This window comes from Sphingomonas sp. 22176 (assembly GCF_052045505.1).
GTDB lineage: Bacteria > Pseudomonadota > Alphaproteobacteria > Sphingomonadales > Sphingomonadaceae > Sphingomonas.
Map to the genome: position 1 here is coordinate 650054 of NZ_JBQEPL010000001.1, position 21885 is coordinate 671938.

The following is a 21885-nucleotide window of genomic DNA, read 5'->3' on the forward strand; positions in this document are numbered from 1 at the left end:
CTAGCGGGGCCGATTCGGGCCAGCAAGCGGCTTGGGACGGACGGCGGCTTGAGCGGCATCCGGGGCTGTGCGATGGCGGCCAGAGACCACCGCGAACAGGAGGCCGGGCCGCACGGCGCATGGGCAACATCGTGCACTTCGAAAATGTCGGCCTGCGCTATGGGACCGGACCGGAAACGCTGTCGGACGTGAGCTTCACGCTGGCGACGGGCGGCTTCTATTTCCTCACCGGCGCAAGCGGTGCCGGCAAGACCTCGCTGCTCAAGCTGCTCTACCTCGCCCAGCGGCCGACCCGCGGCGCGGTGCGGCTGTTCGGCGAGGATGCGGGCGCGCTGCCCCGGGCGCGACTGCCCGGCTTTCGCCGCCGGATCGGCGTGGTGTTCCAGGATTTCCGCCTGCTCCCCCAGCTTTCCGCCTATGACAATGTCGCCCTGCCGCTGCGCGTGGCGGGCGTGCGCGAGAGCGAGATCGAGGCGCCGGTGATGGAGATGCTCGCCTGGGTGGGGCTGAGCGCGCGCGTCACCGCCAAGCCGCCGACGCTGTCGGGCGGCGAGCAGCAGCGCATCGCCATCGCGCGCGCGGTGATCGCCAGGCCCGAGATCCTCGTCGCCGACGAACCGACCGGCAATGTCGATCCCGAGATGGCGGACCGCCTGCTGCACCTGTTCGAGGCGCTCAACCGGCTGGGCACCACCATCGTCGTCGCGACGCACGACCTGCACCTGATCGGCCGCATCCCGCGCGCGCAGCTGATGCGCGTCGAAAAGGGCAGGCTGGTCGATCCCAGCGGCCTGCTCCGCCATCCGCCGGGGGGCGCATGAACGGCTTCCGACACCGCGCCGCGATCGACCTGCGGCTGCTCGGGCAGGGCCAGCGCGGCTGGGTGATGGCGGGCATCATGGGGATCATGCTGTTCCTCACCGTGTTGGCTGGCGCGCTGGGACTGGGCGTGGCGCGCTCGGCCGTCGGGCTCGATCGGCAGCTTGCCGGGCAGCTGACCGTGCAGCTGGTCGAGCCCGATGCCGGCGTGCGCGACGTGCGGGCCAAGGCGCTGGTCGCCGCCATCGCCAAGGTGCCTGGCGTCACCCGGGTGCGCGAGGCCGATCGCGCCCAACTGGCGGCGCTGCTCAAGCCCTGGCTCGGCGATGTCGGGCTCGATCCCGAGCTGCCGATGCCGGTGTTGATCGACGTGACCGCGGCAGAAGGGACCGCCGCGCAGGTGACCGCCGCCGTACAGCGCGTCGCCGCGCAGGCGCGGGTGGAGAGCAGCGCGCGCTGGCTGTCGCCGGTGCGCGGGCTGCTCGGGGCGCTGGGGCTGGTCGCGATCGGGCTGGTGCTGGTGATCGCGGCGGCGACCGCGGGTGTCGCGCTGCTCGTTGCGCGCGCGGGGCTGGACACGCACCGCGATACCATCGACGTGCTCCACATGCTCGGATCGACCGACCTCCAGGTAGCGCGCCTCCTCCAGCGCCGAATCGCCCGCGACACGTTGCTCGGCGGCGCGATCGGCACGCTGGCGGCGCTGGCGTTGGTCGCCTTGTTCCAGACCAAGCTGGCGCTCACCGGCTCGGAAGTGCTGGGCGGCGCGACGCTGGCGCCGGTCGACTGGACGCTGCTCCTGCTGCTGCCGATCGGCTTTGCCTTGCTCGCCACCGTGGCGACGCGGTTGACCGTGCTCCACACGTTGGGGCGCAAGCTGTGATCCGGCGGCTGTTCTTCCTGCTGGTGCTGCTGGCACTCGCCTGGGCTGCGGGCTTCGCGCTGTTCCTGTTCAGCCTGGGCAAGCCGCTGGGCGCGTATCGCACCGACGCGGTTGTGGTGCTGACCGGCGGGCCGGGGCGAATCCAGCGCGGGCTCGATGCGCTGCGCCGCGAGGATGCCAGGCGGATGCTGGTCAGCGGGGTCAATCCGGACGTGCGCCCCCACGAGTTGGCGGCGCAATTCCCCGCCGAGCGCGCGCTGTTCCGCTGCTGCGTCGACCTCGGCCACGAGGCCGTGGACACCCGCTCCAATGCCGACGAGACCGGCCGCTGGGTGCGCGATCACGGCTATCGCAGTGTAAGGCTGGTCACCTCGGACTGGCACATGGCGCGCGCCCGGCTGGAGCTGCGCCATGTATTGCAGGGGGTGGCGATCGTCGGCGACGGCGTGCCGAGCACCCCCGGCTGGCGGATGCTGCTGCGCGAATATCACAAATATCTGGTGCGCCGGGGGGCGCTGCTGCTGGGGGTCGATTGATGGACGCGGTGCGTACTTTTCTCTTCCGCATCTTCTTCTACGGCATGTCGATCGTGCTGGTGCTGGGCGCACCGATCGCGGCGCTGTTCGGCAGCCGGTTCCTGCGCGCCTATTCGAACCTCTGGGCGTGGCTGCTGCAATGGATGGTCCGCAGGATCGTCGGTGCGCGGGTGCGGATCGAGGGGACCGTGCCCCAGGGGCAGCTGCTGTTCGCGGGCAAGCACGAAAGCTATTTCGAGGCGCTGGAGCTGACCCGCATGCTCGGCAGTCCGGCGACGGTGATGAAGCGCGAGCTGGCTAAGATCCCGCTCTGGGGCTGGGCGGCGCAGCGCTATGGCACGATCGTGGTCGATCGCGAGGCCAATGCGACGGCGCTGCGGGCGATGATGCGCGCGGCGCAGGCGGCGCGGGCGACCGGGCGCTCGGTGCTGATCTTCCCGGAGGGCACGCGCGTGCTGCCGGGCGAGGCGCCGCCGCTGCGTTCGGGCTTTGCCGGGCTCTACCGCGCGCTCGACCTGCCGGTGGTGCCGGTGGCGGTGCGCAGCGGCAATGTCTGGCCGCGCAAGGGGCGGATGCATCGCGGCGAAATCGTCTTCCGCTTCGGCGATCCGATCCCGCCGGGCCTGCCCCGCCGCGAGGTCGAGGCGCGGGTGCACGCGGCGATCAATGCGCTGAACGGCTGAGCCGGGTCAGCGCGGCCGGGTCCATAATCCTGCCGGGCGCGGGGTCGGTGCCCGGCGGCGGGCTTCGCCCCAGGCCTTCACGATCGCGCCGAGCTTTTCGCGGCCGGAGGTGGTGGTGCGGCTGTCCCAGGCCTGCGGGCCGCGCGCGCGCACCTTCCGCGCGATCCCGCCATAAATGTCCGCGGCCGCCAGCACCGCCCAGGCCGAGCGGAACGACAGCGCCGCCGCACCACCGCGCGCGCTGATCTCATAGCCTTCCGCCCGATCGGCGAGGCGCGTGCCGAGTATCGCCAGTGCATTACGGTCCGCCATCGGATCTGCCGCGGTCAGCCCCATCTCGGCGAGCCAGTCGGCCGGCAGATAGCAGCGTCCCGCTTCGGCATCCTCGCCGATATCGCGGGCGATGTTGGCGAGCTGGAAGGCGAGGCCGAGGTCGCAGGCGCGGTCGAGCACTGCCTCGTTATCCGGACGCACGCCCATCACCACCGCCATCATGCAGCCGACCACGCCGGCGACATGGTAGCAATAGCGCAACAGATCGTCCTCGCTCTGCGGCCGCCAATCCTCGGCGTCGAGCGCGAAGCCGTCGATCAGGTCCCAGGCGAAGCGGTGCGGCATGCCGGTCTCGGCCGCGACGATGCGCAGTGCGTCGAACGCCGAATCGCCAACCCATTCGCCCGCCAGTGCCGCTGCGGTACGTTCGCGCACCTCGCCCAGCCGCGCGGCCGGATCGGCGACGCGGGTCATGCCATGGCCATGGTCCTGGCCGTCGACGATGTCGTCGCAGCGGCGGCACCAGGCATAGAGCAGCCAAGCGCGCTCGCGGGTCTTGGGGTCGAACAGCTTGCTGGCCGCTGCAAAGCTGCGCGAGCCGCGGGCGATCGATTCGCCCGCGGTCGCGACGATCGCATCGCGGCCGGGAAAGCGCATTACAGCTGTTCGCGCCGCAGCTGCGCGATCGGCACTACCGGCTGGGCCTCGGCCATCTTGGTCAGCAGGCCGTCGATCGTGCTGTCGACCAGCAGCAGCCCCTGGTGCTGGGGCCGCACGAAGCCGACCGTTCCCATATGCTCCCAGAACTCGACCAGCTTGTCGTAATAGCCGGCGATGTTGAGCAGACCGATCGGATCGGCGTGGTAGCCGAGCTGCGCCCAGCTCATCGCTTCCCACAGCTCGTCCATCGTGCCGGTGCCACCGGGCAGGTTGATGAAGCCGTCGGCCAGCTCGGTGAAGCGCGCCTTGCGCTCGTGCATCGTCTCGCAGACTTCGAGGCTGGTGAGGCCCTTATGTGCGACCTCGGCATTGACGAGCAGGGTCGGGATCACGCCGATCACCTCGCCGCCGGCCTCCAGCGCCGCATCGGCGACCGCGCCCATCAGGCCCAGACGGCCACCGCCATAGACGACGCCGATGCCGCGCTCGGCAAGCGTGCGGCCCAGGGTGCGGGCGGCTTCGATATAGACGGGGTCGGCCGGGCTGGCCGAACCGCAATAGACGGCGATACGCTTCATGTGATGCTCCTGTGGCGGGGCTGATAGCGTGTTTTGGCGGGGAGGGAGAGGGGGTACTTAGCCCCTCCTCCCTGGAGGAAGGGGGCAAGGTCTCACCGAGACCAACAGAGGTTCTGGAAACCCTCCCCCAACCCCGCCTCCAAGGAGGAGGGGCTTAAAATGGTTCAGGCCATCTCGCCCAGCATCAGCTCGGCGGTAGCCTTGGCGCTCCCCACCACGCCCGGAATGCCCGCGCCCGGATGCGTGCCCGCCCCGACGAAATACAGGTTCGAGATCGCGTCGTCGCGATTGTGCACGCGGAACCAGGCGCTCTGCGTCAGGATCGGCTCCAGGCTGAAGCCCGAGCCGTGATGCGCGGCGAGATCGTCTCGGAAGTCGGTCGGCGCATAGTGGAACTTGGTGACGATCCGCTCGGCCAGATCGGGGATCAGGCGGCGCTGCACCTCGGCGAGGATCCGCGATTCGAGGATCGGCCCCACCTCGCTCCAGTCGGCCGGGAATTTGCCGAGATGCGGCACCGGCGCCAGCACGTAGAAGGTCGAATGCCCCGCAGGCGCCATGCTTGGGTCCGAAGCGCTCGGATGGTGCAGGTAGAGCGAGAAGTCCTCGCTTACCACGCCGTGGGTGTAGATGTCGTCGAGCAGCCCCTTATAGCGCGGCCCGAACAGGATCATGTGGTGCGGGATGTCCGGGAAGGTACCCCGCAGCCCGAAATGGACCACGAACAGCGAGGGCGAGAAGCGCTTGTTGACGAGGCGGTTGGCCGTCCGGCGTGCGCTGCGCGAATTGCGCAGCAGGTCGCGGTAGCTGTGGACGATGTCGGCGTTGCTCGCCACCGCGTCGACCTCGACCTCGAAGCCGCTATGGGTGCGCACGCCGACGACGCGATCGCCCAGCGTCAGGATCTCGTCGACCGGATCGCCGATCCGCACCGTGCCGCCCAGCCGTTCGAAATGGGTGATCATGCCGGCGATCAGCCGGTTGGTGCCGCCCTCGGCCCACCAGACGCCGCCGTCGCGCTCCAGCTTGTGGATCAGCGCGTAGATGCTGCTGGTCGCCATCGGGTTGCCGCCGACGAGCAGCGTGTGGAACGACAGCGCCTCGCGCAGCTTCTCGTTCTTCACATAGCCCGCGACCACCGAATAGACCGACCGCCAGGCCTGATTCTGCATCAGCGCGGGTGCTGCCTTCAGCATCGACTTGAAGTCCAGGAACGCCTTGGCGCCCAGCTTCACATAGCCTTCCTGATAGACGCGCTCGGAATAGTCGAGGAACTTGCGATAGCCGGCGATGTCGTTCGCATCGAGCTTGGCGATCTCGCCCGCGAGCACGGCATCGTCGTTGGTATAGTCGAAGGTCGTGCCGTCGGGCCAGGACAGACGGTAGAAGGGCGTGACCGGCTTGAGGTTCACGTCTTCGGAAATATCATGGCCGGACAGGCGCCACAGCTCCTTCAGCGCATCCGGATCGGTGATCACCGTCGGGCCGCCGTCGAAGGTGAAGCCGTCGCGCTGCCAATAATAGGCCCGGCCGCCCGGCTTGTCCCGGGCTTCGATCACGGTGGTGTCGACCCCCGCCGACTGGAGGCGGATGGCAAGGGCGAGGCCGCCGAACCCGGCGCCGATCACGACTGCGCGGCGCATCAGCGGCCCCAGATCGCGGAAAGCGCGCGGCCGACCGGCACCGGCGGCTTGCCCGACAGCACGCGGAGGCGGTCCCCGAAGGTCGATTGTGCGGCGTAGAAGCGCTGGATCAGTCCTGCATCCAGACGGTAGAATCGTTCCAGCACGCGATAGCGCTCCTCGGGTTCGGCCGCCTTGAACAGCATCGCGGCGAGCATGCGATAGAAGCCGCGCTTGCGCCAGAGCGCGCGGGAATAGCCATACAGCATTTGGTGCAGCGCCTCGCCCGAATAGTCGCGGGTCTCGGCGATCAGCGCCGCCGTACGGATCGCGTCGGGGAAGGAATAGCCGGTCATCGGGTGGAACAGCCCGGCCTTCATCCCCGCCTTGGCGATGCCGCGGCCGCCGGCGGCCCAATAGGCGGCATGATCGCCGCCCATGGCGACGGGCAGGCTGCCCACTTCCTCGCGCAGCACGCGATCGACCTGCCAGCCCGCGGCGTCGGCATAGGCCTCGATCCGGTCGCCGGTGGCGAGAATGTCGAGTGAGGGCGTGTCGCTGTAATAGGTGTCCTCGACGAACATCCGCGTCGGGCTGAACGGCAGGCAATAGACGAAGCGATAGCCGTCGATCTGCGGCACCGTCGCATCCATGATCACCGGGCGCTTCACGTCGTGCAGGTCGCTCAGCACCAGTTCGGCGCCGTGGAATTTCTGCCAGCCGAGCTGGAGCGCGCTGGTATCACCCACGCCGCGGCAATCGATCACGCCCTCGGCCTCGACCAGATCGCCGTCCGCCAGCGCCACCGCAGTGGGGGTGACGTCCGCCGCCTCACGCTCGAGCAACAGGCTCTTCTCGCCCAGTTCGGCGCGCACCACGCGATCGAAATGCTCGGACTCGACCGAGTAGTAGCGTGAGGGCAGGCTGCGGAAATGGCCGGGAAAGGCGACGTCATAGCCGTTCCAGCCATGGCCGATCAGTGGCGCCGACAGCCAGCGATGCTCGGGCGCGACGTCGTCCGCAAAGAACGACCAGAGGTGATTGCCGCCGATCCGTGCCGAGCCTTCGATCAGCCGGACGGTGCAGTCAGGTTTCTTCTTCCGGATTGCCAGCGCGATAAGCCCGCCGGCAAGGCCGCCGCCGACAATGGCGACGTCACAACTGATGGTTGAAGGCATCGCCGTCGCCTAGCCCAAGGCCGAGGGTGAGGGAACCCCGCCTTTGGGGGCGCGCGGCGAAACGGTCGCTGGCCGGGGGCGCCCCGGCGCAGGGCCAAGTGGTTCATTTTCTTTTAACTATCGTCACACGGCTTGCACACTTCGCCCCTAGTGCCGGGGAACCGCGCTGGCGGTTTGTGAAGTAGGGGAACCAACACAATGCAGAAGAAGCTTTTTGGCGCGACGTTGGTCGCCGCCACGCTGCTCGGCGCGCCCGTCGCGCAGGCCCAGGTCGCGCTGACGACCAAGACCTACACGCAGAATTTCAACACGCTGGCGACCAGCGGCACCAGCAAGGCGCTGCCCACCGGCTGGAAGCTCGACGAGCGCGGCAGCAGCACCGCCGGTTCGGACGACGCCTATGCGACGAGCAACGCCAATACCGGCACCGCCTATGCCTTCGGCACCGGCAGCGAGCGCGCGCTGGGCAGCGTCACCTCGGGCAGCGCGACGCCGATTCTGTTCGGCGCCTTCTTCACCAACGCGCTGGGCAGCGCGATCCAGTCGATCACGCTCGACTATTTCGGCGAGCAGTGGCGCCTCGGCACCGCAAGCAGCGACCGGCTCAGCTTTGAATATTCGCTCGACGCCACGTCGCTGTCGAACGGCAGCTGGACGTCGTTCAATGCGCTCGACTTTGCCAGCATCAAGAACGGTAGCGGCTCGGGCAGCGCGAGCAGCGCGCTCGACGGCAATGCCGCGGGCAACCGCACGGACATCAGTGCGACGATCGGCAACCTGCTGATCGCCGATGGCGGCGGCTTCGCCATCCGCTGGACCGATCGCGACGTCGGCGGCTCGGACCATGGTCTCGCGATCGACGACCTGACGCTCACCGCCACGCTGGTGCCGAGCGCGGTGCCCGAGCCGGCCGCCTGGGCGATGCTGATCGGCGGCTTCGGCTTTGCCGGCGCGGCGCTGCGCCGCCGGGCGAAGAAGCCAGTATTCGCCTGAGAATGCGGGAGGCGCCGGGCGGACCGGCGCCTCCTCCTCGTCAGAAGGCGAGCTTGGCGGACATCGAGACGGTGCGGCCGTTGATCGCGCGGCCCCAGCCGATGCCGTTTGCCGGCACTTCGCTCTGGTTGAATTCGAAGAAGCCCACCTGATCGAACAGGTTGCTGGCGTTGAGCATCACCTGTACCCGGTCGATCGGCTTCACCACCAGGAAGGCGTTGACCACGGTGAAACCCGGCATCTTGAGCAAGTTGCTGTCCTGCGCATAGCTGCTGGTGATCGTCACCACGTTCGCGCCGACGGTCACGTTGCGGAGCTCGATCTGCGGGGTAGCCTCCAGCGTCCAGGCCGGCTGGTGGCGCGGTTCCTTGCCGGTCAGCGTCGGATCCAGGAAGTCCTTGGTGATCTTGGCGGTGGTGTAGGTGGCGCCGGCGGTGATGCTGAAGATGCCGCGGCGATAGCCGCCTTCCATCTCCACGCCCGTCGCGCGGTAGCTGCGGATGGTCTGGTTGGCCGATCCGTTGAGGACATTATGGTCGTCCGCGGTCGCACGGAAGGCGGTGACGTTGAGCGTCGCGCCCGCCTTGCGGAACTTGAACCCGCCTTCGAGTTGGCGGACCTGGTCATATTTGTCCGCCGCGTTGGGCACGCCGCCGGTGGTTGCGCTCACCGCGGGGGTGAACAGGATCTTGTCGGCATTGGCGCGCGCGCCGCGGCTGTACCGCGCGAAGACCGAGAAGGGCTCGGCGACGCGGTAGTTGATGCCGCTCGAATAGCTCCAATAGCCGTAATTATAGTTCACCGGCGCCGGGGTATCGAGCGGCAGGAAGGCGACGCGCTTCTCCGGCGCGGAGATCACGCCGTTGCCGTTGATGTCGTAGCTTATCAGCCCAACGCGGCCGCCGCCCAGATCCGCGCCGATCAGCGAACCGCGCACCCGGCCCCGATCATAGCGGAGGCTGCCGCCGATCGAGAGCTTGCCGATATGGTAGTTCACCGAGCCATAGGGCGCGAGGATGTCGTACGATACGTCGAAGATGCGGCGGAATTTGCTGCCGTTGCGGCTGAAGGTGTAATAGCCGTTCTGGGTCTGCGCGACGCCCGCCGCGCTGGTGACGTTGACCATCGCCGTCTGGCCGTCCCCGGCCACGTCGGTATCGATGCCCGAGTGCAGCCAGGTCGCGTAGAGCTTCTGGTTGGCCTTGTAGAGGCCGCCGGTGACGGTCAGGTCGCCCCTGCCGAGCTTCCACACCTTGGTCGCGCGGATGTCGTTGGTGAAATTGTCGAGCGCGCCGATCCGGGTCTGCGCCATATAGTTGAACGAGAGCAGGCCGTTGCCGTTGGCGTTCACCGGCACCAGCTGGCCGATATTGGGGCCGCTGGCATAGGTCGCCACCGCGCCGGCGCCCGCCTGCGAGGCGGCGATCGTCGCGATCGGGCCGACGGCAGAGGGAAAGACGCGCAGGAAGTCGCCCGAATTGGCCGAATAGCGCGCACGTTCGCTGATCGTGATCCCGGCGACGTCGAACTGCGCCTCCAGGCCTATCGTCTTGCTCTTGGCGTGCATGCCGTTGGCGACGTCAAAGCGTGCCAGCTTGTTGGTGCCGTCCAGCGTGGTGACCGGGCCGATGAACGGGGAAAGCAGCGAATCCTTGCGGATGTCGAAGCCGCTGACGCTGCTGACCACGGGATTGTCGTTGGTGCCGCCGATCTTGATCGGATAGGGCGCGAAGGTGGGTGAGCGGTCGTCCAGCCACTTGCCGCTGACGCGGACATAGCCGGCGGCGAACTGCTTGGTGACGTTGAAGCGGAACTGGCCGCCCTTGTAGCCGGTAAAGCCGATGTCGCGCGGGCCCTCGCCCGAGCGGTAATAGCCGCCGACATGGAAGCGCCAGCCGTCGCCGAGCGGCTGGCCGTAATCCATGTCCACACGCTTCTCGCCATAGCCGAGGCCAACGCTGGCCTGGACGGCACCGCCGCGGGTCTCGCCGGTCTTCGAGATCAGGTTGATCAACCCGCCCGGCGCGTTGGACGAGAAGGTCGAGCCCGAGCCGCCGCGAATCGATTCGATCGCCGCGACGTTGAAATCGGCGCGCATGAACACGTCGACCGCGACGTTGAAGATGTCGCCGAACTCCAGCACCGGCAGCCCGTCTTCCTGGAACTGCATGTATTTGGAGCCGCCCGCTGCCAGCGGCAGGCCGCGCACGGTATAATTGGCATTGCCCTCGCCGATACCGCTCTCGACGCGGAGGCCGGGCATGGTGCGGAGGATGTCGCCCAAGGGGCGCGGGCCCAGCTTCTCGAACTCGGCGGCGCGATAGGCGCTGGTGGAGGTCGCGCTGTCCAGCCGATCGCGGCCCTTGGCGACGCCTGTCGAGAAGACTTCCTTCTCCGGCACTTGCGCGGGTTTGGCGGGCTTGGGCGCACCGTCCGTGGACTGGGCGAATGCAGGCTGGACGATGACGCTCGCGCAAAAAGCGAGCAGCATATACCGCAGTTTCACGACAACCTCTCCCGACCCATATGTGTTCTTCTGGGCGGAGCAGTCTAAGATGTTGGATATTGATATTTAGGTGCTGCGCTTCTTCGTAGAATTACGAGTGTTACGGGCCGGCAACATTCGTGCGGCTCGACAATCGGGGTTGCGCCGCATTGCCGGTGGCGGCGCGAAGGCGTAGCAGCGGCAGGCATGGATATCGCCCTAGCCATCCTCGCCTCCGCGATCGCCATGACGGTGATCGTCGGGGTGCGCTATGTCGCTGCCTCGGCGGGGTTCGCGCTGGCGACCCGGCTGCGCCATCCGGGCCTCTATGCCGGCCAGTCCAGGCAGATCCGCATGGAGATCGGCTGGAGCCTCGCCTCCGTAGCGATCTACGGCATCCCCGCCGGCATCGTCGCCTGGGGCTGGAAGGCGCAAGGCTGGACGCGGATCTATGCCGATGTCCACGCCATGCCGCTCTGGTACCTGCCGCTGTCGGTGTTCCTCTACCTGTTCCTCCACGACACCTGGTTCTACTGGACGCACCGGGCGATGCACGTGCCCGCGCTGTTCCGCCGCTATCACGCCGTCCATCATGCCAGCCGCCCGCCCACCGCCTGGGCGGCAATGAGCTTCCACTGGGGCGAGGCGCTGTCCGGCGCGATCGTGATTCCGCTGCTGGTCTTCGTAATTCCCATTCATGTCGCCGCGCTCGGCTTGGTGCTGACGATCATGACGGTTATGGGGGTGACCAATCATATGGGCTGGGAAATCTTCCCGGCGTGGATGTGGCGGGGGCCTCTGGGTGCGTGGCTGATCACGGCGAGCCATCACCAGCGGCATCATGAGCGGTATGGGTGCAACTATGGATTATATTTCCGGTTCTGGGACCGGTTGTGCGGCACCGACCAGGGGCTGGGGCGGTTCGATCCTGCGGCGCGGCGCCTGGGCCCTCGTCGCCCTGCCGCTGCTGACCAGCGCCGCGCCGCTGGCGACGCTGGAGCTTGATTTCACCAGCCTGCGCTCGACCCGCGGGCTTCTGCAGATCTGCATCGCGCCCGCCGCGAGCGAGTTTCCCGATTGTCGCGACGGGCACGGCGCGATCAAGCGGACGATTCCCGCCGCCGACGGCAAGCTGCGCCTCAGCGGCCTCGCCCCCGGCGACTATGCGGTGGCGGTGATCCACGACGCCAACGGCAACGGCAAGCTCGACACCTTCATGGGCATTCCGCGCGAGGGCTTCGGCTTTTCGCGCAACCCGGTGATCGGCTTCGGACCGCCGCGCTTCTCCGCCGCCCGGTTCCCGCTCGAGGGCGGCAACGACCGGCAGGAAGTGAAGCTGCGCTACCTGCTCTAGGAACTGCACCGGATTGCAGGCGTTTGCCGGGTTCTGATCGCCACGATCCTGTTCCCGGAGTACTCGATGTCTTTCCTGCGCAACGCGGCGAGCGCCGCGCTCGTCTCGCTCCCGCTGTTCGCGGCGGCGCCTGCCTTCGCCCAGCAGAATACGGATACCCCGCCGGACACGACCCGCGATACGGTGACGCTCGGCGTCGGCGCGGCGATGGTGCCGAGCTATGAAGGTTCGGACAAGAACGTCCTCACCGCAGCGCCGCTGGTCCGCGGCCGCGTCTCCGGCATCAACTTCGTCGTGCTCGGCAGCCGCGCCTGGGCGGACGTGATCGCCGATAACAACGGCCCGGGCTGGGATTTCCAGGCCGGCCCGGTGGTCAACGTCAACCTCAACCGCACCTCGCGGATCGACGACCGCCAGGTGGCAGCGCTCGGCAAGGTCGATACCGCGATCGAGGCCGGCGGATTCGTCGGCATCGCCAAGCAGGGGCTGATCACCAGCGACTATGACACGCTGACCGCCAGCGTCTCCTACATCCATGACGTCGGCAACGTGCACAAAAGCTATGTGATGTCGCCGTCCGTCAGCTACGGCACGCCGCTCAGCCGCAAGGCCTATGTGCTGCTCAATGCCTCCGCGAACTACATGGGCGACGGCTATGCCCAGACCTATTTCGGCGTGACGCCCGGCGGCAGTGCCCGCAGCGGTCTGCCGGTCTATTACGCCCACAAGGGCTGGAAGGACTGGACGCTGGGCGCGATGGGCAATGTCGCGCTTACCGGCGATCTCACCCATGGCCTGTCGGTGGTCGGCGGCGTCGCCTATCGGCGGATGCTCGACGATGCCGCGGACTCGCCGGTGGTCCGCATCGCCGGTTCGCGCAACCAGTGGTACGGCGCGCTGGGGCTTGCCTATACCTTCTGAGCTGCGTCCCACATTGCGACGAATGCCTATTTCTTAACAAGTTATGAATTGCCGCTGCGAGTCTTGATGGGTAGCGCGCCCGTCCAGGACTCGCGGCTTGGGTGGTCGCGGGGCAACATCAGGGGGGATGCATGAAACTTGCAGCATTGGTTGGCGCCATGGGCGTGCTCGGTGCGACGATGGCCGCGCCGGCCGCGGCATCCGCGATCGACACCAGCGGCGGCTATACGTCGAAGATCGATTATTTCGGCGCGCGTTACACCCCGGCATATGGGCAGACCTTCACGGTCGGCAGCGACAATGCGCTGAACGGCTTTACCTTCTATCTCGGCGGCGGCGCGGCCAAGGTGCGCGCCTATGTCTATTCCTGGAACGGCGCCGGGGCGCTCGGCACCGCGCTCTACGCCAGTGACGCACGCAGCTTCGGCGGCACCACGGGCGACGCATTCCAGGCGCTCCACTTCGACGTGGGCGCGCTCGATCTGCGCGCGGGCCAGCGCTATGTCGCCTTCCTCACCACCGCGGGCCTCACGCAGCCCCTCGCCGGCGAGAGCAGCTGGATGCCCACCGCAGGCAGTTTCGGCAGCAATGCCTATACCGGCGGCGACTTCGTCTACACGAATGCGGGCGACAGTCTCGACGCGATCACCGGGCGGCCCTGGGACGACATCCACGGACTCTACGGTGACGTGCAGTTCCAGGCCGAGTTCAGCGCCGGCGCGACGGCGGGCGCGGGTGTTCCCGAGCCGGCGGCCTGGGCGATGCTGATCGGTGGCTTCGGCCTGGCCGGCGGGGCACTCCGCCGCCGCCGTGCGCGGACGGCCGCCCGCTTCGCCTGATCATCCTAACCTTTGGTAGGCAAGCGGCGCGTCGGGATTGCCCGGCGCGCCGCTTCCGCGTACATGGGTCCATTCCCCGGGGGACCGCTGGCGCAGCGGTTGAGAGGAAGGCTGCAGCCTTCGACCCGCTGAACCTGATCCGGTTGACACCGGCGTAGGGAGGGAGGGTCTTGTTCCCCGAGGTCCGTTCGCTCTCTACGTCCGCCCAAGGAGTAGACGAGCATGGCCGACATCCCCGCCAAGACCGAAATCGGCGTCACCACGGGCCCGATCCGCGGCAGTCGCAAGATCCATGTCGGCAAGCACCGCGTTGCGATGCGCGAGATCCAGCTCGAGCCGGGCAGCGGCGAGGCACCGGTGCGCGTCTACGACACCTCGGGCCCCTACACCGATCCGAATGCGCAGATCGACATCATGGCCGGCCTGCCGGCGATCCGCCGCGACTGGATTCTCGGCCGCGGCGATGTCGAGGCCTATGACGCGCGCGAAGTCCGCCCCGAGGACAATGGCCTGAAGGGGCCCGACCGCTCGGCCGGCGTGCCGCAGTTCCCGAACGTGGCCAAGCGCCCCTTGCGCGCCAAGCTGGGCATGAACGTCAGCCAGATGCACTATGCCCGGCGCGGCATCATCACGCCCGAGATGGAATATGTCGCGGAGCGCGAGAATCTCGGCCGCGAACGCCTCGCCGAATATATCCGCGACGGCCAGGATTGGGGCGCCGAGATCCCCGATTATGTGACGCCCGAATTCGTCCGCGACGAAGTGGCGCGCGGTCGGGCGATCATCCCGAACAACATCAACCACCCGGAAAGCGAGCCGATGGCGATCGGTCGCAACTTCCTAGTCAAGATCAACGCCAATATCGGCAACTCCGCCGTCGCCAGCGACGTGGCGAGCGAAGTCGACAAGCTGGTCTGGTCGATCCGCTGGGGCGCGGACACGGTGATGGACCTCTCCACCGGCCGCAACATCCACGACACCCGCGAATGGATCCTGCGCAACTCGCCCGTGCCGATCGGCACCGTGCCGATCTACCAGGCGCTGGAAAAGGTGGGCGGCATCGCCGAAGACCTCACCTGGGAGATCTTCCGCGACACGCTGATCGAGCAGGCCGAGCAGGGCGTCGACTATTTCACCATCCATGCCGGCGTGCGGCTGCCGTACATTCCGATGACCGCCAAGCGCGTCACCGGCATCGTCAGCCGCGGCGGCTCGATCATGGCCAAGTGGTGCCTCGCGCATCATCGCGAATCCTTCCTGTACGAGCGGTTCGACGAGATCACCGAGATCATGAAGGCCTATGACATCGCTTATTCGCTGGGCGATGGCCTGCGCCCCGGCTCGATCGCCGACGCAAATGACGAGGCGCAGTTCGCCGAGCTCTACACGCTGGGCGAACTGACCAAGCGCGCCTGGGAGCAGGACGTGCAGGTGATGATCGAGGGGCCCGGCCATGTGCCGATGCACAAGATCAAGCAGAACATGGAAAAGCAGCTTGAGGCGTGCGGCGAGGCGCCCTTCTACACGCTCGGGCCGCTGACCACCGACATTGCGCCGGGCTATGACCACATCACCAGCGGCATCGGCGCGGCGATGATCGGTTGGTACGGCACGGCGATGCTCTGCTACGTCACGCCCAAGGAGCATCTGGGCCTGCCGGACCGCGACGACGTGAAGGTGGGCGTGGTCACCTACAAGCTGGCGGCGCACGCGGCGGATCTCGCCAAGGGCCATCCGGCGGCCAAGGTGCGCGACGACGCGCTGAGCCGCGCGCGCTTCGAGTTCCGCTGGCGCGACCAGTTCAACCTGTCGCTCGATCCGGACACCGCCGAGCAGTATCACGACCAGACGCTGCCGGCCGAGGGCGCCAAAACCGCGCATTTCTGCTCGATGTGCGGGCCGAAATTCTGCTCGATGAAGATCACCCAGGAAGTGCGCGACTTCGCCGCCAAGCAGAACGCCTCGGCCGACACCTTCCTCGCGGCGACGCCGGCGACGGTGGATGCCGAGACCGGAATGGCCGAGATGAGCAAGGTGTTCCGCGAGACCGGCAGCGAGCTCTACATGGGCGCGGGCGGCCGCGAGCACGATTGAAGACGATCGAGCCGGGTGGGCGTTTTGCCCGCCCGGCTACCGATACACCTCGCGGCGGTGCCCGACGCGGACGACGAGGATGACCACCCGCGCATCCTGGATCCGCGCGATGATGCGATAGTGACCGATCCGCCACCGCCAATAGCCGCTATGTTCCCCGGTCAGCGGGGCGCCGAGCGATCGCGGATCCTCCAGAGGCGCGATCCGCTTTTCCAGCGTCCGGAGAATGCGGCCGGCTTCCTGCTTGCCGAGCTTGCGCAGTTCCCTGCCGCCTCGGGAGCGAACTCAATCGCCCAGACCAAGCTCGGCCTTCAGGTCCGCCAGCGGGATTGCGTCCTCGGAGCGGAAATCCTTCATCCGCTCTTCGGCGAGGTAGAAGTCCTCGAGATCGTCGAGGTGCGCCAGGATTGCCTCGCGGGCGTAGAAGGTCTTCGTCCGCCCTGTCCGGGCCGCCAGCGCTTCCAGCCGCTTTTCCGTGTCTGCGTCGATCCGTACCGCGAGCATGGCCGCCTCCTTGCTATACAAATATAGCGCGGCCAGGCGGGAGCCACAACGCCTCACCCCAGCGGCGGCAGCGCCCAATCGATCGGCTTCTGCCCGATGTTTTCCAGAAACGCGTTCGCCTTGCTGAAATGCCGGCTCCCGAAGAACCCCGAATGCGCCGAGAGCGGCGAGGGGTGGGGGGCCTTGAGCACCAGATGCCGGCCGCCCTTGTCGATCGAGTCGACGAACGCCGCCTTCTTCTGCGCGTGGCTGCCCCAGAGCAGGAACACCACCGGCTCGGCCTTCGCATTGACCAGCCGGATCACCGCGTCGGTGAAGCGCTCCCAACCGCGGCCCTGGTGGGCGGCGGCGCGACCCATTTCCACCGTCAGCACCGCGTTGAGCAGCAGCACGCCCTGTTCCGCCCAATGCTCGAGAAAGCCGTGCTGCGCGCGCGGGATGCCGAGGTCGGTTTCCATCTCCTTGTAGATGTTGACCAGGCTCGGGGGCGTCCGCACGCCCGGCTTTACCGAGAAGCACAGGCCGTGCGCCTGGCCCTCGCCATGATAGGGGTCCTGGCCGAGGATCACGACGCGCACCTGCCCCAAGGGCGTCAGGTCGAGCGCGCGGAACCACTCGCTGCCGGCCGGGAAGATGCGCTTCCCCGCCGCCTTCTCGGCGCGGAGATAGTCGCGGAGCGACGCCATATAGGGCTGGGCGAACTCTTCCTCGAGCGGGGCGAGCCAGCTCGGGTGCAGCTTCACGCTCGACATGGCGCTCAGGCCCGGACCGCGGTGACCAGATAGTTGAGCGCGTCGTGCTCGTTCACCACGAAGCCGCGGGTGGGCGAGAAGGTCAGGCCCTGGCGGTCGATCACCCGCATGCCGGCGTCGGTCAGCAGCGCCTCCAGTTCCTCGGGCTTGAGGAAGCGGCTCCAGTCGTGGGTGCCCTTGGGGATCGCGCCGGTGCCTTCGGCCAGCGTGATCATCGCGAGGCGCGACAGCGGCGTGCGATTGGGGGTGGAGAGCACCATCAGCCCGCCCCCGGCCAGCGCTCCCGCCAGTCCGCGCACAAAGGCTGCGGGATCGCTGACATGCTCGATCACCTCCATCGAGGTGACGAGGTCGAAGGTCCGGCCGTCCAGATCCTCGATGCCGCCATGGACATAGTCGATCGGCAGCCCGGACTGTTCGGCATGCGCACGCGCCGCGCCGATATTCTCGTCCGCCGCGTCCACGCCGGTCACCCGCGCGCCGAGCCGGGCCAGCGGCTCGCACAGCAGGCCCGCACCGCAGCCGACGTCGATCGCGGTTTTGCCGGTCAGCGGCATGAAATCTGTCGAATCGCCGCTCCAGTGCGCATCGATCGCGCGACGGATATAGCCGAGCCGCGCAGGATTCAGTCTGTGAAGCATGGCGGAGGAGCCCTTAGGATTCCACCAATCGACCGCCAAACGACCGAAATGTTCCGCTTCACGGGGGTCAATCGTAGCTATTGTTGCGTTCGGCATCGCTGGCTCCTATCAGGCACGCCCATCTCTCCCAAGGGCAGGAAACAAGCAACCAGCCATGGCGCGTATCGTAATGAAGTTCGGCGGCACATCGATGGCCGGGATCGAGCGTATCCGCAGCGTTGCCGCGCGCGTCAAACGCGAGTGGGAGGCGGGCAACCAGGTCGCGGTGGTCGTATCGGCGATGGCCGGCGAGACCGATCGGCTGGTCGGTTTCTGTCGCGAGGCCTCGTCGCTCTACGACCCCAAGGAATATGACGTCGTCGTCTCCGCCGGCGAGCAGATCACCAGCGGCCTGCTGGCGATCGCGCTGCAGGCGATCGGCGTGCCGGCGCGCTCCTGGCTCGGCTGGCAGCTGCCGGTGCAGACCTCGGACGCCTTCGCCAAGGCGCGGATCGAGGACATCGGCACCGACGCGCTGCTCGCCAGCATGGGGAAGGGCGAAGTCGCGGTGATCCCCGGCTTCCAGGGCGTGCACGACAATCGCATCACCACGCTCGGCCGTGGCGGATCGGATACCTCGGCAGTGGCGGTGGCGGCGGCGGTGAAGGCCGATCGCTGCGACATCTACACCGATGTCGACGGGGTCTACACGACGGACCCGCGCATCGTGCCCCGCGCACGCAAGCTCAAGCGGGTGACCTATGAGGAAATGCTCGAACTCGCCAGCGTCGGCGCCAAGGTGCTCCAGACCCGTTCGGTCGGCCTGGCGATGAAGGAAGGGGTTCGCGTGCAGGTGCTCTCGTCCTTCACGGGCGACGACGCGCCGATGGCAGATACATTGCCCGGAACCATGATCGTGGGCGAAGAGGAGATTCAGGACGTGGAACGCCAGCTCATCACCGGCATCGCGCACGACAAGAACGAGGCCAAGATCACGCTGACTGCCGTGCCGGACAAGCCCGGCGCGGTGGCATCGATTTTTACGCCGCTTGCCGATGCCAGCATCAATGTCGACATGATCATCCAGAACATCGCGCACCAGAGCGCCGGCAGCGCCAGCGCGACGGACGTGACGTTCACGGTGCCGGCGGCGGACCTTGCGCGCTCGCTGGAGATCCTGGCGCAGTCGCAGGAGTCGATCGGCTTCGGCAGCATCAGCCATGACACGCGGGTGGCGAAGGTGTCGGTGGTCGGCGTCGGCATGCGCAGCCATGCCGGTGTCGCGGCGACCATGTTCCAGACGCTCGGCGCGCGCGGTATCAACATCCAGGCGATCACCACCTCCGAGATCAAGGTCTCGGTGCTGATCGAAGAGGATTATACCGAACTCGCGGTGCGCGTGCTGCACACCGCCTATGGCCTCGACGCGGAAGACGTCGCCGCCTGATCTTGCGCGGGGGCGTGGCCGATCCGGCTACGCCCCCGTCGTCACGACGAGGCGCTGCAGGACGACATTGTCGTCGATGCGCCAGACCTTCACGACATGCCGGCCGGCAGCCACCGCGGGAAAGCGCGCGGTGCGCGTGCGGCCGTTTTCCTCGACCGCCTTGTTCCAGTCGCGCTGCGCCTGGGTTTTGGTGTCGTTGGGGGCGGGGACGAGCGTGTCGGTTAGGATCTGCACCGGGCCGTCGTTCACCGACACGCCGATCCGCTGCTGGTTGCGGCCGGTGGTGTCGAGCGTCGGGACCAGCTCCAGCGCGACGGTGAGCGGGCCGCCCTTGGGCAGCATCACGGCATAGTCGACATGCACGCCGTCGGCGGCGGCGGTCGCAGGGCGGCCCTGCGGGAAAGTGGTCACCGCACCCAGCGTGCGGCCGAGATGCGGCACGCGGCGCCAGTTCAGGCCCTTGCCGCCGGTGGCTGCGGCAAAGTCCGGCGCCTCAATCACGATCTGCTCGGCGGGCGGCGTGGGCGGGACGAAAACGATCGCCTCGGCCTTGCCCTCAACCCGGCGCACCGCCGGCATCACCTGCTGCTTGGGCTCCTGCCAGCTGGTATAGCCGATATTGGTTTGGGCCATCATCCCGTCCCACTTGCCGCCGTTAAGCGCGTGATAGGCGGCGGCGATCTCCGCATCGCGGGCGAAGGCGCGCTCGGCCTGCTCGGCAAAGGCATTGGCGCGCGCGTCGTTCGCAGCGGCGAGGCGGCGGTTCCACGCGGCGGCGTAATAGAGCCGGTAGACGTTCGCGACGGCGATAATCGGGTGCTCGACCAACTGGAACCAGGCGTCGCGCGCGTCGGCGGCGATGCGCGGTTTTACCGCCGCCATGTCGCGCTCCAACGCCTCCCATTCGGCAACCACGCGGCCGAATTCTCCGCCGTCGAGCTTGCCGTCGCTGCGGGCCGGGCCGAGCGCAAAGCTGTCGGCATCGAGCAGCTCGGGCTTCCGCCGTGCGGCGAGCTGTCCGTAGCGGGTGAGCAGCGCGCCGACCTTCTCCGCGTGCACAGAACCGAACGCCGCGCCCGCCCAGCGCGCCGGGTAGGCGGTCAGCGCCTCCAGCGTCATCGCCTCCGGATTCCAGGCCTGATCGAGGAAGAAGCTGAGCGGATATTCCATCGGCTTGAGGTCACCGACATTGACGATCCAGATGGTGCGCGCGCCCCGCTGCCAGGCGAGGTCCATCTGCTGCCAGCTCTTCTCGATCTGGTTGGTGTTGAGCCACTTGTAGTTGCGCGGCGCGCCGACATAATCGAAGTGATAATAGACGCCGTAACCGCCCTTGCGGTTGAGATCGGCGGTCGCCAGCCGGCGGATCTGGCCCCAGTTATCGTCGGCGAACAGCAGCGTCACATCGTCGGGCACGCGCATGCCGTGATCGTAATAATCCTGCACTTCCTTGTAGAGCGCCCACATCTGCGGCGTCGCCTCGGCCGGGCGCTTGGTCACCTCCGCGAGGATGCTGCGCTGGTCGGCGACGACCTTCTCGAGCAACTCCGTCGCGGTGCCTTCCGCCATCGCCTCGTCGCCGTCGCCGCGCATGCCGACAGTGACCAGGCAGTCATAGCCCTTGCCGTCGCCCTTCGACATCATCCGCTCGATCCCACCGCGCCAGAAGCGGCGGAGATTGTCGGCGTTGGTCGCGTAATCCCATTTGCCGCCTGTGACGCCCTGGTCCTTGTTCCGGTGCCATTCCTCCTGCGCGCGGGTCATCGGCTCGTGGTGCGAGGTGCCCATCACCACGCCCATCGCATCGGCGAGCACCATGTTCTGGGGATCGTCGTCGTTGAACGCCTTGCCCCACATCGCCGGCCACAGATAATTGCCCTTCAGCCGCAGCAGCAGCTCGAAGACATGGGCGTACATCGCGGCGTTGATCCCGCCGAAATGCTTCTTGGCCCAGCCGCTGAAGCAGGGATCCTCGTCGTTGATGAAGAAGCCGCGATAGCGCACCCGCGGCTGGTCACGCCGGCTGCCGGGGGCGAGCGTCACGTCCGCGCGCCGGCGCACCGGCACGTCGGCGAACCAGTGCCAGGGCGAGACCCCGATCCGCTGCGACACGTCATAGGTGCCATAGACCGCGCCGCGCCGATCCGACCCGATAATCAGCAGCGCCTGGGGGATGCCGGGGGCAGGGTGGTCGAGCACGATCTGGCTATAGGCCTCCCATTGGCCAGCCAGGTCGCGCACATCGATACGGCCTGCGTGCACCAGCGCTTCGAGGATCTGGGAGTGGCCGAGCTGGGCGATCAGCACCACCGGGCCTTGCGCATCCTCGAGCCGCTGGACCCGCTTGGGTGCAGTGCCGCCGACGCGCGCCAGATCCTGCGCGAAGGCGTCGGCGACATGGGTGAGGGCAGGGTCGGCACCGGAATCGACCAGCAGCGTCGCCGCTACCCCACCGCGGATCAGCGGGAAGCCCGCGCCCGTCGCCACCAGGCTCAGCGGCTCGGGAGCGGTGCCGGCACGCGCGCTGCCTGCAACCAGCGTCGCCGCGGCCGAGGCCTGCAACAGCGTACGGCGATCGACCGAAAGGGCGGGATCGAAGGGCCCGGACATCGCAACTCCTGGAGTTTCTTGTTCTTGATAGCGC

The 21885-nt window shown here is 67.6% G+C and carries 21 protein-coding genes and 1 riboswitch; of the genes, 11 read left to right on the plus strand and 10 right to left on the minus strand.

Going from position 1 to position 21885, the window contains the following annotated elements; genetic code table 11:
* Positions 1–119: 119 nt before the first annotated feature.
* Genes ftsE through ACTJKY_RS03100 form a run of 4 tightly spaced genes read left to right on the plus strand, consistent with a single transcriptional unit; the run spans position 120 to position 2921 of the window.
* Positions 120–821 carry a cell division ATP-binding protein FtsE gene (ftsE, locus tag ACTJKY_RS03085; protein ID WP_440844126.1) on the plus strand — a complete coding sequence of 234 codons (702 nt, stop codon included), beginning with the start codon at positions 120–122 and terminating at the stop codon, positions 819–821.
* A complete protein-coding gene (locus ACTJKY_RS03090; RefSeq protein WP_440844127.1) occupies positions 818–1702 on the plus strand; it encodes a cell division protein FtsX in 885 nt (294 codons plus the stop codon). The genes ftsE and ACTJKY_RS03090 overlap by 4 nt, the downstream gene beginning before the upstream one ends.
* Positions 1699–2238, plus strand: coding sequence for a YdcF family protein (locus ACTJKY_RS03095; RefSeq protein ID WP_440844128.1), 540 nt, complete (start codon positions 1699–1701; stop codon positions 2236–2238). The genes ACTJKY_RS03090 and ACTJKY_RS03095 overlap by 4 nt, the downstream gene beginning before the upstream one ends.
* Positions 2238–2921, plus strand: a complete 684-nt coding sequence (locus ACTJKY_RS03100; RefSeq protein ID WP_440844129.1) for a lysophospholipid acyltransferase family protein — start codon at positions 2238–2240, stop codon at positions 2919–2921. The genes ACTJKY_RS03095 and ACTJKY_RS03100 overlap by 1 nt, the downstream gene beginning before the upstream one ends.
* A 6-nt stretch (positions 2922–2927) precedes the next feature.
* Here the strand turns inward: ACTJKY_RS03100 and ACTJKY_RS03105 are convergent, their stop codons facing one another.
* The 4 genes from ACTJKY_RS03105 to crtY form a co-directional block, all read right to left on the minus strand.
* On the minus strand, positions 2928–3851 hold the full coding sequence (locus ACTJKY_RS03105; protein ID WP_440844130.1) for a phytoene/squalene synthase family protein: 924 nt from the start codon (positions 3849–3851) through the stop codon (positions 2928–2930).
* Complete coding sequence (locus tag ACTJKY_RS03110; protein ID WP_440844131.1) at positions 3851–4432, minus strand: TIGR00730 family Rossman fold protein; 582 nt, start codon at positions 4430–4432, stop codon at positions 3851–3853. Before ACTJKY_RS03110 ends, ACTJKY_RS03105 begins: the two co-directional genes overlap by 1 nt.
* 164 nt (positions 4433–4596) lie before the next feature.
* The gene (locus ACTJKY_RS03115; RefSeq protein ID WP_440844132.1) at positions 4597–6075 is read right to left on the minus strand and encodes a phytoene desaturase; all 1479 of its coding nucleotides are present in this window, start codon (positions 6073–6075) and stop codon (positions 4597–4599) included.
* Positions 6075–7232, minus strand: coding sequence for a lycopene beta-cyclase CrtY (gene crtY / locus ACTJKY_RS03120; RefSeq protein ID WP_440844133.1), 1158 nt, complete (start codon positions 7230–7232; stop codon positions 6075–6077). The genes ACTJKY_RS03115 and crtY overlap by 1 nt, the downstream gene beginning before the upstream one ends.
* Before the next feature lie 198 nt (positions 7233–7430).
* Here crtY and ACTJKY_RS03125 point away from each other — a divergent pair, with 198 nt between their 5' ends.
* Positions 7431–8225, plus strand: a complete 795-nt coding sequence (locus ACTJKY_RS03125; protein ID WP_440844135.1) for a PEPxxWA-CTERM sorting domain-containing protein — start codon at positions 7431–7433, stop codon at positions 8223–8225.
* 40 nt (positions 8226–8265) lie between these two features.
* Here the strand turns inward: ACTJKY_RS03125 and ACTJKY_RS03130 are convergent, their stop codons facing one another.
* Positions 8266–10731, minus strand: coding sequence for a TonB-dependent receptor domain-containing protein (locus ACTJKY_RS03130; protein ID WP_440844137.1), 2466 nt, complete (start codon positions 10729–10731; stop codon positions 8266–8268).
* Between the two features lie 186 nt (positions 10732–10917).
* On the opposite strand from ACTJKY_RS03130, the gene ACTJKY_RS03135 reads away from it, so the two are divergent.
* The 5 genes from ACTJKY_RS03135 (at position 10918) to thiC (ending at position 15918) form a co-directional block, all read left to right on the plus strand.
* The gene (locus ACTJKY_RS03135; protein ID WP_440844139.1) at positions 10918–11715 is read left to right on the plus strand and encodes a sterol desaturase family protein; all 798 of its coding nucleotides are present in this window, start codon (positions 10918–10920) and stop codon (positions 11713–11715) included.
* Positions 11705–12064, plus strand: a complete 360-nt coding sequence (locus ACTJKY_RS03140; RefSeq protein WP_440845210.1) for a DUF2141 domain-containing protein — start codon at positions 11705–11707, stop codon at positions 12062–12064. Before ACTJKY_RS03135 ends, ACTJKY_RS03140 begins: the two co-directional genes overlap by 11 nt.
* A 66-nt stretch (positions 12065–12130) precedes the next feature.
* Positions 12131–12985 carry a MipA/OmpV family protein gene (locus tag ACTJKY_RS03145; protein ID WP_440844140.1) on the plus strand — a complete coding sequence of 285 codons (855 nt, stop codon included), beginning with the start codon at positions 12131–12133 and terminating at the stop codon, positions 12983–12985.
* Positions 12986–13116: 131 nt separating this feature from the next.
* A complete protein-coding gene (locus tag ACTJKY_RS03150) occupies positions 13117–13824 on the plus strand; it encodes a PEPxxWA-CTERM sorting domain-containing protein (protein WP_440844141.1) in 708 nt (235 codons plus the stop codon).
* A 67-nt stretch (positions 13825–13891) separates the two neighbouring features.
* A riboswitch (TPP riboswitch) is annotated at positions 13892–14002 on the plus strand.
* A 44-nt stretch (positions 14003–14046) separates the two neighbouring features.
* Positions 14047–15918: a phosphomethylpyrimidine synthase ThiC gene (thiC, locus tag ACTJKY_RS03155; protein ID WP_440844142.1), complete on the plus strand. Its 1872-nt coding sequence runs from the start codon at positions 14047–14049 to the stop codon at positions 15916–15918.
* A gap of 36 nt (positions 15919–15954) precedes the next feature.
* Here the strand turns inward: thiC and ACTJKY_RS03160 are convergent, their stop codons facing one another.
* From ACTJKY_RS03160 to ubiG, 4 genes are read right to left on the minus strand one after another with little or no spacing between them, the layout of a single operon-like run.
* Complete coding sequence (locus tag ACTJKY_RS03160; protein ID WP_440845212.1) at positions 15955–16179, minus strand: type II toxin-antitoxin system RelE family toxin; 225 nt, start codon at positions 16177–16179, stop codon at positions 15955–15957.
* A 24-nt stretch (positions 16180–16203) separates the two neighbouring features.
* Positions 16204–16422 carry a type II toxin-antitoxin system RelB family antitoxin gene (gene relB, locus ACTJKY_RS03165; protein WP_440844143.1) on the minus strand — a complete coding sequence of 73 codons (219 nt, stop codon included), beginning with the start codon at positions 16420–16422 and terminating at the stop codon, positions 16204–16206.
* Positions 16423–16475: 53 nt separating this feature from the next.
* Positions 16476–17174, minus strand: a complete 699-nt coding sequence (ung, locus tag ACTJKY_RS03170; protein WP_440844144.1) for a uracil-DNA glycosylase — start codon at positions 17172–17174, stop codon at positions 16476–16478.
* Positions 17175–17179: 5 nt separating this feature from the next.
* Positions 17180–17911, minus strand: a complete 732-nt coding sequence (ubiG, locus tag ACTJKY_RS03175; protein ID WP_440844146.1) for a bifunctional 2-polyprenyl-6-hydroxyphenol methylase/3-demethylubiquinol 3-O-methyltransferase UbiG — start codon at positions 17909–17911, stop codon at positions 17180–17182.
* A gap of 58 nt (positions 17912–17969) precedes the next feature.
* On the opposite strand from ubiG, the gene ACTJKY_RS03180 reads away from it, so the two are divergent.
* A complete protein-coding gene (locus tag ACTJKY_RS03180) occupies positions 17970–19241 on the plus strand; it encodes an aspartate kinase (RefSeq protein WP_440844147.1) in 1272 nt (423 codons plus the stop codon).
* Positions 19242–19268: 27 nt separating this feature from the next.
* On the opposite strand, the gene ACTJKY_RS03185 is transcribed toward ACTJKY_RS03180, so the two are convergent.
* Complete coding sequence (locus ACTJKY_RS03185) at positions 19269–21851, minus strand: glycosyl hydrolase 115 family protein (protein ID WP_440844148.1); 2583 nt, start codon at positions 21849–21851, stop codon at positions 19269–19271.
* Positions 21852–21885: the final 34 nt, after the last annotated feature.